Consider the following 14,101-nt stretch of genomic DNA (forward strand, 5'->3'; position numbering starts at 1 on the left):
GCCTCGCCCCGCTACGTCGCGGGCGGACGTGTCCGGCGAATCCGCGGCTCGTGATCGAGTTCGCCCTTGGTCATGATGTCGTGGCGCATCTTGGCGCGCACATCGTGGATGGATGCAATCACCGGACCCATAGCGACGCCCAGGTCGATCAGCACTGCTTCGGCGAGTTGCAACGAGCTTTCGAGCGTTTCGGGCACGGCGTCGTTCGCGCCCGCCCGGTATAGCGCCGCCGCATGATCGGCGTCGCGCGCGCGGCTGATGACAGGCAGGTCGGGATATTTCTGCTTCAATTGGCGCGTCATGCGCAGCTGCTGCACCGGGTCATCCATCGTCAGCACGATCGCCTGGGCAAACTCGATGCCAAGCTTGTCGAGGCTGCCCGGCCGCGCGACATCGGCGAACCGCACAATGAAGCCGTCGCGGCGGGCGGCGGCAACGGTGTCGATGTCTGCATCGACCGCGACATAGGGGCGGCCATGTTCGCGCAGCAGCTCCGCGACCGTGTGGCCGACGCGACCGAAACCGACGATGACGGTTCGGCCTTCGGGGGTTTCCTCCGCCTGCGTGTCGCCCGTTCGCATTTCGATCCGCCTGGCGACGTCGTGCCCGATTCGCGCCAGAAGCGGGGTAATGGTCAGGCCGATCGCGGTGACGAGCTGCCAAAATTCGGCCGTGTCGCGGCTGATAAGTTGCGCCTGCAATGCGGTTGCGAGCACGATCAGGGTCGTTTCCGACGGGCTGGACATCAGCAAGCCGACTTCGGCTGCGGTGCCGCGCCGCGCGACATTGGAAAAACGCAGCAGCGCCGCAGTCACGATCGCCTTGATCGCGATGACGCCAATGACCGCGAGGATCAATGTCGGCCATTGCTCGGCGATTGTCTTGAGGTTCAAGCCCATGCCGACGCTGATCAGGAAGACGCCGAGCGCGAGTCCCTTGAAAGGTGCTGTGATCGTTTCGACCTCTTCGTGATATTCGGTCTCGGCGATCATCAGGCCGGCGAGCAGCGCACCGACGATCGGTGACAAACCGACCGCCGCGGTTGCCAGTGCCGCAACAATCACGACAAGCAGGCTGGCGGCCAGGAACAGTTCGGGGTCTTTCGCACGCGCGGCCTGGGCGAAAATGCGCGGCAACAGGAACCACCCCCCGATTGCGAGGGCCGCGATGACGACGGCGCCCTGCCAAAGCGTTGCGATCATCAACTCGGTGCTGTCACCGGCGGCGCTGGGCGCGAAGGCGCCGAGGATGAAGATGATCGGGACGATCGCCAGATCTTCAAACAACAGCATCGAGAAGGAGGCGCGGCCGACCGCCGACTTGGTGCCCGCGATGGGCAGCACCAGCGCGGTGGACGATAAAGCGAGTGCAATTCCCAGCCCGAAAGCCGCGGGGGGCCCATAATCGGTGAACAGCATCAACGCTCCACCGAGGATCGCGCCGCCGAGCAGCAACTCGGCGGCGCCAATGCCGAATACCAGCTTTCTTAATTGCCATAGTCGGCGGAACGACAGTTCCAGTCCGATCGAAAAGAGCAACAGGATGATGCCGAATTCGGCGAAGAGCGCGATATCCTCGGTCGACGCGATGGTGACATGTTTCAACCACGGATAGCCGGCGGCCAGCGCCCCGAGCCCCGACGGCCCGACGAGCAGCCCGACCAGGATGAAGCCGATGACCGGGGGCAGGCGGAACCGCGCGAAGGCGGGAATGACAATGCCTGCGGCGCCGAGCACCACCAGCGCATTGCCGATCGCGGATGTTTCTGTTTCCGATACCATAAGGGCCGACCTTATGCAGGCCGGCCCCGATTGGCTAGATGGCTAACCCAACCTTTTTGGTTGTTTTCAGCTGCCCATCTTGGCGTCGAGATTTTCGACGATCGCCTCGAAGAAGCCTTCGGTGGTCAACCAGTTCTGATCCGGGCCGATCAGCAGCGCCAGATCCTTGGTCATCTTGCCGCTTTCGACCGTCGCGACGCAGACCTTTTCAAGGTCGTCGGCGAACTTGATAAGCGCGGCATTGTCGTCGAGCTTGCCGCGATGCTTGAGGCCGCCGGTCCAGGCGAAGATCGACGCGATCGGGTTGGTCGAGGTCGCCTTGCCCTGCTGGTGCATGCGATAGTGACGGGTGACGGTCCCGTGCGCGGCTTCCGATTCGACCGTCTGGCCGTCGGGCGTCATCAGCACGCTGGTCATCAGGCCGAGCGAGCCGAAGCCCTGCGCGACGGTGTCCGACTGGACGTCGCCGTCGTAATTCTTGCAGGCCCAGACGAACTTGCCGCTCCACTTGAGTGCCGAGGCGACCATGTCGTCGATCAGGCGATGTTCGTAGACGATGCCGACTTCGTCGAACTTCGCCTTGAATTCGGCGTTGAACACTTCCTCGAACAGGTCCTTGAAGCGACCGTCATAGGCCTTGAGGATCGTGTTCTTGGTCGAAAGATAGACCGGCCACTCGCGCGCCAGGCCATAGTTCAGGCTGGCGCGCGCAAAGTCGCGGATCGAATCGTCGAGGTTGTACATGCCCATCGCGACACCCGACGACGGGAACTGGAACACTTCTTCGTCGATCAGCGTGCCATCTTCGCCCTCGAACACCAGGCGCAGCTTGCCGGGGCCGGGGACGCGGAAATCGGTCGCCTTATACTGGTCGCCGAACGCGTGGCGGCCGACGACGATCGGGTCGGTCCAGCCGGGCACGAGGCGCGGCACGTTGCGCATCACGATCGGTTCGCGGAACACGACGCCGCCCAGGATGTTGCGGATGGTGCCGTTCGGCGACTTCCACATCTTTTTCAGGCCGAATTCTTCGACGCGCGCTTCGTCGGGGGTGATCGTCGCGCATTTGACGCCGACGCCATATTTCTTGATCGCGTTCGCCGCCTCGACGGTGATCTTGTCGTCGGTGCGATCGCGTTCCTCGATGCCGAGGTCGTAATAATGCAGGTCGATATCGAGATAGGGCAGGATCAGCCGCTCGCGAATCCATTGCCAGATGATCCGGGTCATTTCGTCGCCGTCGAGTTCGACGACCGGGTTGGCTACCTTGATCTTGCCCATGCTTGCTGCCTTTTTCCTTGGGGAGTCGGAGTTGCACGGGGCCTTAGGCAAAGCGGGCCGATTGATCAACCGCCCCATCGCAACGCAACTTGCGTATCGGCGGCAACGATCGGGGTGCCTTATCCATTGTCAGTATAGAAGCGGCACCCTAGAAGAACGGCCCATGTCCCATATCATATCATCGAACCGCCCCGGCGGCGGTATCAAATGGAATTGGCCTTCGGTCCATCCCGAAGGCCGCAAATTCCTGTTGATCGCCGGTATCGTAACGCTTTGCCTGTGGCTGCTGCCGGTGTGGAGCGTCTTTGGCTGGCTGATGCTGGGCGTGACGATCTGGGTCGGCGCCTTTTTCCGCGACCCGGCGCGCGTCACGCCGGCGGGCAGCGATATGATCGTCGCGCCAGCCGACGGCTTGATCACGCAGATCGCCGAAGTGCCGCCGCCCCCCGAAATCGCCGGCCCCGACGGGCTGGGCGCCGCACCGATGCTGCGCGTGTCGATTTTCATGAGCGTCTTTGACGTCCATATCAACCGCACCCCGGTTGCCGGGACGCTGCGCAAGCTTGTCTATATTCCCGGCAAGTTCCTGAACGCCGATCTCGACAAGGCGAGCGAGGAGAATGAGCGCCAGCATTTCGTCGTCGAACGTCCCGACGGCGTGCGCATCGGCTTTACGCAGATCGCGGGTCTTGTCGCGCGGCGCATCATGCCCTTTGTCACCATGGGTAACGAGCTCGGGGTCGGGCAGCGCGTCGGCCTCATCCGGTTTGGCAGCCGTGTCGACGTCTATCTGCCCGCGGGCACGACCCCGCAGGTCTTGCTGGGGCAGCGTACGCTGGCCGGCGAAACCGTCTTGGCGCGGATCGGTGTCGCGGAAACGATCGAAGGCATTGGTCAATAAAGTGACAGACGGCGCGCCGATCGACGAGGGGATGGACCAGGGGCAGGTCGCACCCGACGCGGCCGGCCGCCGCATCGCCGGCGTCAGCCTGCGCGCTTTCGCGCCCAATGCGATCACGATCCTCGCGCTCTGTTCGGGCCTCACCGGCGTCCGCTTCGCGATCGGCGGCGAATGGGCGGCGGCGGTGACGATGGTCATCGTTGCAGGGGTGCTGGATGGCATGGACGGACGCATCGCGCGGCTTTTGCGCGCGCAAAGCAAGTTCGGCGCCGAACTCGATTCGCTGTCCGACGTCATCGCTTTCGGCGTTGCGCCGGCGATGATCCTGTTCCTGTGGTCGCTGTCTGCCGCCCCCAAATTCGGTTGGACGGCGGCGTTGGCGCTCGCCGTATGCTGCGCGCTACGCCTTGCACGTTTCAACTCGCGCATGGATGCCGATTTCCAACCGCACAAGTCGGCGGGTTTTATGACCGGCATTCCGGCGCCCGCGGGGGCCGGATTGTCCTTCGTTCCCGTTTATCTGTGGCTGGTGACGGGAAGCGACCTGTTTCGCGAATGGTATGTCGTCATGCCATGGGCGCTTGGCGTTGCGATGCTGATGATTTCGGCGATCCCGACCTACAGCTGGTCTTCGATCCGGCTCCGGCGATCATGGCGCCTGTTTGCGCTGGCGGGTGTCGGCCTGCTCGGTGCGGCGCTCGTCACCGCGCCCTGGCACACGTTGCTGGCGGTGTGCTTACTCTATCTGGTCATGCTGCCGTTCGGCATCGCCAGCTATGCCAAGGTCAGGCGGCGCGGCTGAGCGCCGGGGACATGCGGGTCGCAGCGCGGACGGTGAGGGGCGTGTCCCGGCGTGCGGGCGCATGGCGCAGCGTCATTTTCCGCGGGGCCGGGCCGGGCTGCGGCGCAGCACCGACGGGGAAAGCGCCGTCACCCAGCAGTGCCGAGAGGATCGCATCTTCGTTATTCTTGATCATGGCGACGATCACCATCACGCCGATACCGGCGGCGATGGCGAAGAGGAGGGCGGCTGCGACCTGAACCATGATCTTGTCCTTTCGGCTTTCGTATGCGAAACCTTTGTTAACCAGCGACGGTTTCCATGGTCTTTTCGTTCCATGTTCCTGTTTTGTTCTCAAGTGTTTTGCGACGAACCGAGTCGCTTTGTCGTCGAATTGACGCGATCCTTCATTTCGGTCGAGCCCGAAAATGCGCGCTCGACGCTTGCTTTTGACGGCCAGGCCCGCTAACGGGCCGCCCATTCCACATGGAAAGCGCACATCACCGGTGCCGGGACCATCTCTGAACAGATGCCTCGGTTCTTGCTTTCCAGAGGACTAACCGGAAGGAGAAAGACTATGGCGGCACCTGTCGTCACGATGCAGAATCTTATCGAAGCTGGCGCCCACTTCGGCCACCAGACCCACCGTTGGAACCCGCGCATGAAGCCGTATATCTTCGGCGCGCGCAACGGCATCCACATCCTTGACCTGTCGCAGACCGTGCCGCTCTTCGCGCGCGCGCTGGACTTCATCGCCTCGTCGTCGGCTGCCGGTGGCAAGGTGCTGTTCGTCGGCACCAAGCGCCAGGCGCAGGGGCCGATCGCCGATGCAGCCCGCGCGTCGGGTCAGCACTTCGTCAACCACCGCTGGCTGGGCGGCATGCTCACCAACTGGAAGACGATCTCGAACTCGATCAAGCGTCTCAAGACGCTCGAAGAGCAGCTTTCGGGCGACACCTCGGGTCTGACCAAGAAGGAAGTGCTCAACAAGACGCGCGAGCGCGACAAGCTCGAAATGTCGCTTGGCGGCATCCGCGACATGGGCGGCATTCCCGACGTGATGTTCGTGATCGACGCGAACAAGGAAGAGCTGGCGATCAAGGAAGCCAACGTCCTTGGCATCCCCGTCGTCGCGATCCTCGATTCGAACGTCTCACCTGACGGCATCGCGTTCCCGGTTCCGGCGAACGATGACGCGGCGCGCGCTATCCGCCTGTACTGCGATGCGGTTGCCCAGGCGGCAACGCGTGGCGGCCAGCAGGCCCGCGCGAACCGCGGCGAAGATCTTGGCGCGGCTGTCGAGCCGACCGCCGAACCCGTTCTGGTCGAAGAAGCCGCCGCGCCGGTGACCGAGGACGAGCAGATCCCGGCCGAAGCCGCCGCCGAAACCGAACGTCAGAGCGACGCCTGATCGCTCTTGGGCGTGACGGGACGGCGGGCTGCTTTACGCGTCCGCCGTCCCTGTCATCCCATTGACTTATCGCCCCGCCATGCGCGCGGGCGTCCCGCGGGCCGAAAAGCGCCTGCCCCTTTGGAAAGGAATATCCCATGGCTGAAATCACGGCCGCTCTCGTCAAGGAACTGCGCGACCGCACGGGCGCAGGCATGATGGACTGCAAAAAGGCGCTCGCCGAAAACAACGGTGACATCGAAGCGTCGATCGACTGGCTGCGTACCAAGGGCCTTGCTGCCGCCGCCAAGAAGGCCGGCCGCGTCGCTGCCGAAGGGCTTGTCGGCGTCGCCACCGACGGCACCCGCGGCGCGATGGTCGAAGTGAACAGCGAAACCGACTTCGTTGCCAAGAACGAACAGTTTCAGGGCTTCGTTCGCGACGTGACGCAGGTCGCGCTCGCCGGCAGCATCACCGACATCGACGCGCTGAATGCCGCCGCCTATCCGACCGGCAGCACCGTCGCTGAACAGCTGACGCAGAACATCGCGACGATCGGTGAAAACCAGTCGCTGCGCCGTTCGTCGATCGTCACGGTGAATTCGGGCGTCGTTACGGGCTATGTCCACAACGCCGCAGCGCCCGGCATGGGCAAGATCGGCGTGCTCGTCGCGCTCGAATCGACCGCTGGTGCCGACGTCCTCGAACCGCTGGGCAAGCAGCTGGCGATGCACGTTGCCGCGGCGAACCCGCTGGCGCTGAACGGCGACGATCTCGACGCCGACCTCGTCGCGCGTGAACGTGCGATTGCCGAGGAAAAGGCTGCCCAGTCGGGCAAGCCGGCCGAAATCGTTGCCAAGATGGTCGACGGTTCGATCGCGAAGTTCCGCAAGGAAAATGCGCTGTTGTCGCAGCTGTTCGTGATGGACGGCAAGACCCCGGTCGCCGAAGTCGTGGCCGCCGCCGGCAAGGATGTCGGCGCGACGATCACGCTCAAGGGCTTCGTCCGCTTCCAGCTCGGCGAAGGCATCGAGAAGGAAGAAAGCGACTTCGCGGCGGAAGTCGCGGCTGCCGCTGGCGTCTGACAAAAGAAGGTTCGGATTGCTGCGCCGCGGCGCGGCAGTCCGCTTGGCAATGGCGCGCGCCTTCACTAGGGTGCGCGCCATTCGCGTATCTAACACCAAAAAGGTTCCCCCGATCATGGCATTGCCCGGCATGAAACGCATTTTGCTGAAATTGTCGGGCGAGGCGCTGATGGGGGCCAGCCCGTTCGGTATCGATCCCGACACGGTCGCCAGCATGGCGGCCGAGGTCAAGGAAGCGAAGGGCCGCGGGCTTGAAATCTGCCTTGTCATCGGCGGCGGGAACATCTTTCGCGGCATGGCGGGCGCGGCCAAGGGCATGGACCGCGCACAGGCCGACTATATGGGTATGCTGGCGACCGTGATGAACGCGCTGGCGATGCAGAATGCGCTTGAACAGCTGGGCGTCGAAACGCGCGTTCAGTCGGCGATCGAAATGGACAAGGTGTGCGAGCCGGTGATCCGTCGCCGCGCCGAACGCCATATGGAAAAGGGCCGCGTGGTGATCTTTGCCGCCGGTGTCGGGGCGCCTTATTTCACCACCGACAGCGGCGCCGCGCTGCGCGCTGCCGAAATGAAATGCGACGCGCTCTTGAAGGGCACTAGCGTCGATGGCGTCTATAATGCCGATCCCAAGAAAGACCCGGCGGCCGTCCGTTATGACACGCTGAGCTATGACCGCGTGCTTGCCGACAATCTGAAGGTGATGGACGCGAGCGCGGTGGCGCTGTGCCGCGATAATCATATTCCGATCGTCGTGTTCAACATCCGCGAGCCGGGCAATCTGGCGCGCGTGTTGGCGGGCGAGGGGGTTTCCACCATTGTCGGCGATGCCGACTGACGAAAATTGGGTCGGCGATGCCGACGCACCAAGTTGCCGACGCCAACGCGTCCTGAGACAGACTCAAGAGAGGAAAAGACCATGGCGAAATATGACAAGGCCGATCTGGAACGCCGCATGCACGGCGCGGTCGAATCGCTGAAGAGCGACCTTGCCGGCCTGCGGACCGGCCGCGCGCACACCGCGCTGCTCGATCCGGTGACGGTCGAGGTTTATGGCAGCCACATGCCGCTGAACCAGGTCGCATCGGTCAGCGCGCCCGAACCGCGGATGCTGTCGGTGCAGGTGTGGGACAAATCGAACGTCGGCCCCGTCGACAAGGCGATCCGTTCGGCAGGGCTCGGGCTCAACCCGATCGTCGACGGCCAGATGCTGCGCCTGCCGATCCCCGAAATGACGCAGGAACGCCGCAAGGAATTGTCGAAGCTGGCGGGCCAATATGCTGAAAAGGCGCGCGTTGCCGTGCGCAACGTTCGCCGTGACGGCATGGACAATCTGAAAGCCGACGAGAATAAGAAGGAAATCAGCGAGGACGATCGCAAGCGTTCGGAAACCGAGGTCCAGAAGCTGACCGATGCGACGATCGCCGAGATCGACGCTGCCGCGACCGCGAAGGAAAAGGAAATCCTGGGCTAGTGCTTGTCCGCGCCTCCCTCTCTTTCGTTCGGGCTCAGCCTGTCGAAGCCCCGTCCTTTTCTTCCGAAAGAAAGAACGGCCCTTCGACAAGCTCAGGGCGAGCGGGCCTTTAGGTCTTTTTGGTGACTGTTCCCGACCACGGCGCGCGCCATGTCGCCATCATCATGGACGGCAATGGCCGCTGGGCCAAGAAGCGGCTGCTGCCCCGCGTCGCCGGCCACAAGGCCGGGGTCGAGGCGGTGCGAACGATCGTGCGCGCGGCGGGCGACCTCGGGATCGAGGCGATGACGCTTTACGCCTTCAGTTCCGAAAACTGGAAGCGGCCCGAAGAAGAGGTCAACGACCTGATGGGACTGATGAAACGTTTCATCCTGTCCGACCTCGACGAATTTGCCGCCAATGACGTGAAGCTGAAGGTGATCGGCGATTGGCGCGCTCTCGCGCCCGACGTCGTCGCGCTGATCGACAATGCGATCGAACGCACCGCGGGCAACAAGCGCACGACGCTGGCGGTCGCGCTCAACTATGGTGCGCAGGATGAACTGGTGCGTGCGGCCAATGCCGCCGCCGCGTCGGGCGCGGTCACGGCCGAGGCGATCGAGGCGAACCTCGACACCGCCGACATGCCGCCGCTGGACCTGCTCATCCGCACGTCGGGCGAGGTGCGGCTGTCGAACTTTCTGCTGTGGCAGTCGGCCTATGCCGAACTCTATTTCACCGATATTTTGTGGCCGGATTTCAAACCGGCCGATCTGAAGGCGGCGCTCGATCATTTTGCGCGCCGCGATCGCCGTTACGGGGGGCTATAGGGCATGGCAGCGGGCAAATCGGACCTGTGGGTGCGGATCGGATCGGCGATCATCCTGTTCGCGATCGCGGGGACCGCGCTGTGGTTCGGCGGCATCGCCTTTGGCTTGCTCCTGCTCGTGGGCGGTGCGCTCGTCCTCGTCGAATGGTTCGCGCTCGTGAAAAGGATGACCCTCGGCAGCGGCGCGAAAACGGCGCTCAACCTGCTCGGCCCGATCCTTGTGCTGGGCGCGATGGCGGGGCTGTGGTTCATCCGCGACCATCTGGGCGTTACCGCCGCACTCTGGGTGTTCGGGATGGTGTGGGCGACCGATATCGGCGCCTATTTCGCCGGGCGCGCCTTTGGCGGCGCGCGGCTTGCGCCGAAAATCAGCCCGTCGAAGACCTGGTCGGGATTGTTCGGCGGGATGGTCGCGGCGTTGATCGCCAGCGCCACCATCGGCGACCGGGCCGGGATCGTCGGTGTTCCCTTGTGGATCGGCCTGTTCATGGGCCTGCTCGCACAGCTTGGTGACCTGTCGCAAAGCTGGATGAAGCGCCGCGCCGGGGTCAAGGATTCGGGCAAGCTGATCCCCGGCCATGGCGGCCTGTTCGACCGCGTCGACGGCGTGCTGCCCGTGGCGCTATTGCTTGGCGCGCTGGCTTTTGCGGGCCAGATCGCCGTGCGGGCGGCGGGGTGAACATGGTGCAGCGCCGCCTATCGCTGTTCGGTGCCACCGGATCGGTGGGTCAATCGACCCTCGACCTGGTGCGCCGCGACGGGGAGGCATGGGCCGTCGGGGTGCTGACCGCCAACAGCGACGTCGCCGAACTGGCGAAATTGGCAAAGGCGTTCCGCCCCGACGTCGCGGTGATCGCCGACGAGGCACTTTATGGTCCGCTGAAGGAGGCGCTGGCCGGAACGGGCGTCGAGGCGGCCGCCGGCGCCGCGGCGCTGGTCGACGCTGCGCGGCGGCCGACCGACCTGGTCATGGCGGCGATCGTCGGCACCGCGGGGCTGGCACCGACGATGGCGGCGCTGGAGGCCGGGCACGACGTCGCGCTCGCGAACAAGGAGGCGCTCGTTTCGGCGGGCGCGTTGATGACCGCTGCCGCGCGGCGCTCGGGTGCAACGATCCTGCCCGTCGATAGCGAGCATAATGCGATCTTCCAGTGCCTTGCGGGTGGGCGCATCGACCAGGTCCGCCGGATCATCCTGACGGCCAGCGGCGGACCGTTCCGCACGATGAGCGCAGAGGATATGGCCGTCGTCACCCCCGCACAGGCGGTCGCGCATCCCAACTGGTCGATGGGCGCAAAAATCAGCGTCGATTCGGCGACGATGATGAACAAGGGCCTCGAACTGATCGAGGCGCATCATTTGTTCCCGGTCGGGCTCGACCGCATCGAGATACTGGTTCACCCCCAGTCGGTGATCCATAGCTTGGTTGAATATATCGACTGTTCGACGCTGGCGCAGCTCGGTTCGCCCGACATGCGGATTCCGATCGCATCGGCGCTCGCCTGGCCGCAACGGATGGCGACGCCCTGCGCTCCGCTCGACCTTGCCAGCATCGCGCGGCTCGATTTCGCGGCGCCCGACGAGGTGCGCTTTCCTGCCACCGCGCTCTGCCGCGCCGCGATTGCCGAGGGCGGCGCCCGCCCGGCCCAGCTCAACGCCGCCAACGAGGTGGCGGTCGCCTCTTTCCTTGCCGGTCGCATTTCCTTTCCTGCGATTGTCGACACGGTGCGCCGCGTGATCGATGCCGAGGCACCGACGGTGCCGACGTCGCTTCAGGACATATTCAGCGTCGATGCCGCATCGCGCACGGCTGCCCAATATTTTGTGGACCAATTTGAACATGCTTGAGACACCGGGTTTCGCCTTTACCATTCTGGCTTTCCTGCTCGTGCTGGGCCCGCTCGTCTTCGTGCACGAATATGGGCACTATATCGTCGGGCGCTGGTGCGGGGTGAAGGCCGACACCTTCTCGATCGGCTTTGGCCGCAAGATCCTGGGCTGGACCGACAAGCGCGGCACCGAATGGAAGATCGGCTGGCTGCCGCTGGGCGGCTATGTCCAATTTGCGGGCGATCGCGACGCGGTCAGCCAGCCCGACGCCAATTGGCACCAACTGCCCGCCGCGGAAAAGTCGCACACCTTCCCGGCGCAGCCCGTTTGGAAACGCGCGCTGATCGTCGCCGCGGGGCCGGTGACCAATTTCCTGTTCGCGATCCTGATCCTTGCGGGTTTCGCCTGGGCCGGCGGCAAGCCGGTGACGCCGCCCGTCGCGGGCGGGATCGAGGCCGGGTCAGCCGCCGCCGCAGCGGGGCTGCGCACCGGCGACCGGATCGTCGCGATCGACGGGCGGCCGATCGAAACCTTTGGCGACATCCCGATGGCGGTCGCGCATCGGCCGGGCGAGGCCATGCAGGTGCGCGTCCTTCGTTCGGGGAGCGAGCGGACGGTCGAACTGACACCGCGGCTGGTCAAGGACAAGGACCCGTTCGGCAAGGAATATGAACGCGCGATCATCGGCCTGGCGCCGCCGCCGCCGCAGTTGCAGCCGGTATCGCTGATCGAGGCGCCCGCGGTCGGGCTGCACCAGACGTGGCAGATCGTGCGCCAGACGGGCGAGGTGCTGGGACAATTCCTGACCGGACGCCGGTCGATCAAGGACATGAACGGCCCGGTCAAGATCGCCGAGATATCAGGGCAGGCGGCGACGCTGGGGCTGGCGTCGCTGATATTCTTCATCGCCCTGATTTCCATCAATCTGGGGTTCATCAACCTCTTGCCATTGCCGATGCTCGATGGTGGTCATTTGCTGTTCTATTCCTATGAAGCGGTCCGTCGGCGCCCTGCGCCGCCGCAGGTGCAGGAATGGGCGTTTCGATTCGGCTTTGCAGCGGTTGTCACATTGATGCTGGTCGTGACTTTCAACGATTTGGGCTCATTGGGCCTGTGGGACCGGATCGCGCGCTTGATTGGCTAGCGAGTCTGGGGCAGGGAGTGGCGCGCGAACCTGCGGTCAGGCGGGTTTGTCGCATTCGAGTTATTTTTTCGGGATGAACAGCGTGGCTTCACACAAATTCTCGGCGCGGACACAGCTGTCGGCCCTCCTTATGGCAGGAACGATGCTGGGGGCGCCGGCGATGGCGCAGCAGGCCGCGCCGCCAACCGTTCCCGCGCCCGGCGTTCCCGCACCCGCTCCCGAAGCGGCGCCGACCGCGACGACGGTCCAGTCGATCACCGTCGTGGGGAACCAGCGGCTCGAGGCGCAGACGATCCTGTCCTATCTGCGGCTGCGCGTCGGTCAGCAATATGACCGCGCCGTGCTCGATCAGGCGCTGAAGGACTTGGCCGCGACCGAATTGTTCAAGGATTTCCAGATCACCGACAACGCCGGTGCGCTGACGATCCAGGTTGCCGAAAACCCGGTGATCAACCGCGTCATCCTGGAAGGCAACAAGCGGCTGAAAGAAGACAAGATCCGGCCCGAAATCAAGCTCGCGCCGCGCCAGATCTTCACCCGTTCCAAGGTCCGCGCCGACGTCGCGCGCATCATCGAGCTTTACAAACGCCAGGGCCGTTTCGCCGCGACCGTCGAACCGAAAATGGTGTCGCTCGACCAGAATCGCGTCGATGTGGTGTTCGAGATCAACGAAGGGCCGAAGTCGAAGGTCCGCCAGATCAACATCATCGGCAACGAAAAATTCAGCGACGGCGACCTCAAGGACGAGATGGCGACGAAGCAGTCGAGCCTGCTGACCATCCTGTCGTCGAACACCAGCTATGACCCCGATCGCCTGGCCTATGACCAGCAGAAGCTGCGCCTGTTCTACCTGACCAACGGCTATGCCGATTTCCGCGTGATTTCGGCGGTGGCGGAGCTGACGAGCAACAAGCAGGATTTCATCATCACCTATGTGGTCGAGGAAGGCGAACGGTATAAGTTCGGCGACGTCGATGTGAAGAGCGAGATCCGCGACTTCCAGCCCGAAATGCTCAAGAAGCTGCTGCCGATGAGCACCGGCGACTGGTATGATGCGAAGCTGGTCGAGGACACGGTCGAAAGCCTGAGCGAGACCGCGGGCCTGTTCGGTTACGCCTTTGCCGACATCAACCCCGAATTCCGCCGCGATCCCGATACGCGGACGATGGCGATCACCTTCAACGTCGGCGAAAGCCCGCGGACTTACGTCGAGCGGATCGACGTCAACGGCAACACGCTGACGCACGACAAGGTCGTCCGCCGCGAATTCCGCCTGAACGAAGGCGATGCGTTCAACAGCTTCGGCATCAAGCGCACCGAGAACCGCATCAACTCGCTCGGTTATTTCCAGGAAAATCTGGAGATCGAGCGCAAGGAAGGCAGCGCCCCCGATCGCATCATCCTGGAAACCAATGTCGAGGAAAAGCCGACCGGCGAATTGTCGCTCTCGGCCGGTTTCTCGTCGATCGAGAATTTCCTGCTCCAGGCGTCTATCCGCCAGCGCAACTTCCGCGGGCTCGGCCAGCAGCTCCAGGCATCGGTCAATTATTCGAGCTATTCCAAGTCGATCGAACTCGGCTTTACCGAACCCTATCTGTTCGATCGCAACATCTCGGTCGGCGGCAG

Annotated in this window: 14 protein-coding genes; 11 read left to right on the top strand and 3 right to left on the bottom strand. The window is 63.9% G+C overall.

The window, feature by feature from the left end; all coding sequences use genetic code 11:
* Window positions 1-11: 11 nt before the first annotated feature.
* Both A3E77_RS13175 and A3E77_RS13180 read right to left on the bottom strand, forming a co-directional pair.
* Window positions 12-1,781, bottom strand: a complete 1,770-nt coding sequence (locus A3E77_RS13175) for a cation:proton antiporter domain-containing protein (RefSeq protein WP_293646663.1) — start codon at window positions 1,779-1,781, stop codon at window positions 12-14.
* Between the two features lie 66 nt (window positions 1,782-1,847).
* Window positions 1,848-3,062 carry an NADP-dependent isocitrate dehydrogenase gene (locus A3E77_RS13180; protein ID WP_293646665.1) on the bottom strand — a complete coding sequence of 405 codons (1,215 nt, stop codon included), beginning with the start codon at window positions 3,060-3,062 and terminating at the stop codon, window positions 1,848-1,850.
* Between the two features lie 163 nt (window positions 3,063-3,225).
* On the opposite strand from A3E77_RS13180, the gene A3E77_RS13185 reads away from it, so the two are divergent.
* Together A3E77_RS13185 and A3E77_RS13190 are read left to right on the top strand one after the other, a co-directional pair.
* On the top strand, window positions 3,226-3,963 hold the full coding sequence (locus A3E77_RS13185; RefSeq protein ID WP_293646667.1) for a phosphatidylserine decarboxylase: 738 nt from the start codon (window positions 3,226-3,228) through the stop codon (window positions 3,961-3,963).
* A 31-nt stretch (window positions 3,964-3,994) separates the two neighbouring features.
* Complete coding sequence (locus A3E77_RS13190; RefSeq protein WP_293646689.1) at window positions 3,995-4,765, top strand: CDP-alcohol phosphatidyltransferase family protein; 771 nt, start codon at window positions 3,995-3,997, stop codon at window positions 4,763-4,765.
* On the opposite strand, the gene A3E77_RS13195 is transcribed toward A3E77_RS13190, so the two are convergent.
* Entirely contained in the window at window positions 4,749-5,225 is a 477-nt protein-coding gene (locus A3E77_RS13195; RefSeq protein WP_293646669.1) for a hypothetical protein, read from the bottom strand. The genes A3E77_RS13190 and A3E77_RS13195 overlap by 17 nt on opposite strands.
* A gap of 96 nt (window positions 5,226-5,321) precedes the next feature.
* Between A3E77_RS13195 and rpsB the strand changes: the two genes are divergently transcribed.
* The 9 genes from rpsB to bamA all read left to right on the top strand — a co-directional run.
* Window positions 5,322-6,155: a 30S ribosomal protein S2 gene (gene rpsB / locus A3E77_RS13200; protein ID WP_293646671.1), complete on the top strand. Its 834-nt coding sequence runs from the start codon at window positions 5,322-5,324 to the stop codon at window positions 6,153-6,155.
* A 137-nt stretch (window positions 6,156-6,292) separates the two neighbouring features.
* Entirely contained in the window at window positions 6,293-7,219 is a 927-nt protein-coding gene (tsf, locus tag A3E77_RS13205) for a translation elongation factor Ts (protein WP_293646673.1), read from the top strand.
* Between the two features lie 115 nt (window positions 7,220-7,334).
* On the top strand, window positions 7,335-8,057 hold the full coding sequence (gene pyrH / locus A3E77_RS13210) for a UMP kinase (RefSeq protein WP_293646675.1): 723 nt from the start codon (window positions 7,335-7,337) through the stop codon (window positions 8,055-8,057).
* An 81-nt stretch (window positions 8,058-8,138) separates the two neighbouring features.
* Window positions 8,139-8,693: a ribosome recycling factor gene (gene frr, locus A3E77_RS13215; protein ID WP_293646677.1), complete on the top strand. Its 555-nt coding sequence runs from the start codon at window positions 8,139-8,141 to the stop codon at window positions 8,691-8,693.
* 122 nt (window positions 8,694-8,815) lie between these two features.
* Window positions 8,816-9,502 carry a polyprenyl diphosphate synthase gene (uppS, locus tag A3E77_RS13220; RefSeq protein WP_293646679.1) on the top strand — a complete coding sequence of 229 codons (687 nt, stop codon included), beginning with the start codon at window positions 8,816-8,818 and terminating at the stop codon, window positions 9,500-9,502.
* Window positions 9,503-9,505: 3 nt separating this feature from the next.
* Window positions 9,506-10,180: a phosphatidate cytidylyltransferase gene (locus A3E77_RS13225; protein ID WP_293646681.1), complete on the top strand. Its 675-nt coding sequence runs from the start codon at window positions 9,506-9,508 to the stop codon at window positions 10,178-10,180.
* A gap of 2 nt (window positions 10,181-10,182) precedes the next feature.
* Window positions 10,183-11,349, top strand: a complete 1,167-nt coding sequence (locus tag A3E77_RS13230; protein ID WP_293646683.1) for a 1-deoxy-D-xylulose-5-phosphate reductoisomerase — start codon at window positions 10,183-10,185, stop codon at window positions 11,347-11,349.
* Window positions 11,342-12,475: an RIP metalloprotease RseP gene (gene rseP / locus A3E77_RS13235; RefSeq protein ID WP_293646685.1), complete on the top strand. Its 1,134-nt coding sequence runs from the start codon at window positions 11,342-11,344 to the stop codon at window positions 12,473-12,475. Before A3E77_RS13230 ends, rseP begins: the two co-directional genes overlap by 8 nt.
* A 73-nt stretch (window positions 12,476-12,548) precedes the next feature.
* The coding region (bamA, locus tag A3E77_RS13240) for an outer membrane protein assembly factor BamA (protein ID WP_293646687.1) at window positions 12,549-14,101 on the top strand (1,553 nt) is incomplete at its 3' end.

It is taken from the genome of Sphingopyxis sp. RIFCSPHIGHO2_12_FULL_65_19 (genome assembly GCF_001830555.1).
Taxonomy (GTDB): domain Bacteria; phylum Pseudomonadota; class Alphaproteobacteria; order Sphingomonadales; family Sphingomonadaceae; genus Sphingopyxis.

Excerpts from the sequence above, each read along its gene's own strand:
- A3E77_RS13185 (WP_293646667.1), top strand. The coding sequence starts at position 3,226 with ATGTCCCATATCATATCATCGAACCGCCCCGGCGGCGGTATCAAATGG.
- rseP (WP_293646685.1), top strand. The coding sequence starts at position 11,342 with ATGCTTGAGACACCGGGTTTCGCCTTTACCATTCTGGCTTTCCTGCTC.
- A3E77_RS13195 (WP_293646669.1), bottom strand. The coding sequence starts at position 5,225 with ATGGGCGGCCCGTTAGCGGGCCTGGCCGTCAAAAGCAAGCGTCGAGCG.
- tsf (WP_293646673.1), top strand. The coding sequence starts at position 6,293 with ATGGCTGAAATCACGGCCGCTCTCGTCAAGGAACTGCGCGACCGCACG.
- pyrH (WP_293646675.1), top strand. The coding sequence starts at position 7,335 with ATGGCATTGCCCGGCATGAAACGCATTTTGCTGAAATTGTCGGGCGAG.
- A3E77_RS13180 (WP_293646665.1), bottom strand. The coding sequence starts at position 3,062 with ATGGGCAAGATCAAGGTAGCCAACCCGGTCGTCGAACTCGACGGCGAC.
- rpsB (WP_293646671.1), top strand. The coding sequence starts at position 5,322 with ATGGCGGCACCTGTCGTCACGATGCAGAATCTTATCGAAGCTGGCGCC.
- A3E77_RS13230 (WP_293646683.1), top strand. The coding sequence starts at position 10,183 with ATGGTGCAGCGCCGCCTATCGCTGTTCGGTGCCACCGGATCGGTGGGT.
- frr (WP_293646677.1), top strand. The coding sequence starts at position 8,139 with ATGGCGAAATATGACAAGGCCGATCTGGAACGCCGCATGCACGGCGCG.
- A3E77_RS13175 (WP_293646663.1), bottom strand. The coding sequence starts at position 1,781 with ATGGTATCGGAAACAGAAACATCCGCGATCGGCAATGCGCTGGTGGTG.
- A3E77_RS13190 (WP_293646689.1), top strand. The coding sequence starts at position 3,995 with ATGGACCAGGGGCAGGTCGCACCCGACGCGGCCGGCCGCCGCATCGCC.
- A3E77_RS13225 (WP_293646681.1), top strand. The coding sequence starts at position 9,506 with ATGGCAGCGGGCAAATCGGACCTGTGGGTGCGGATCGGATCGGCGATC.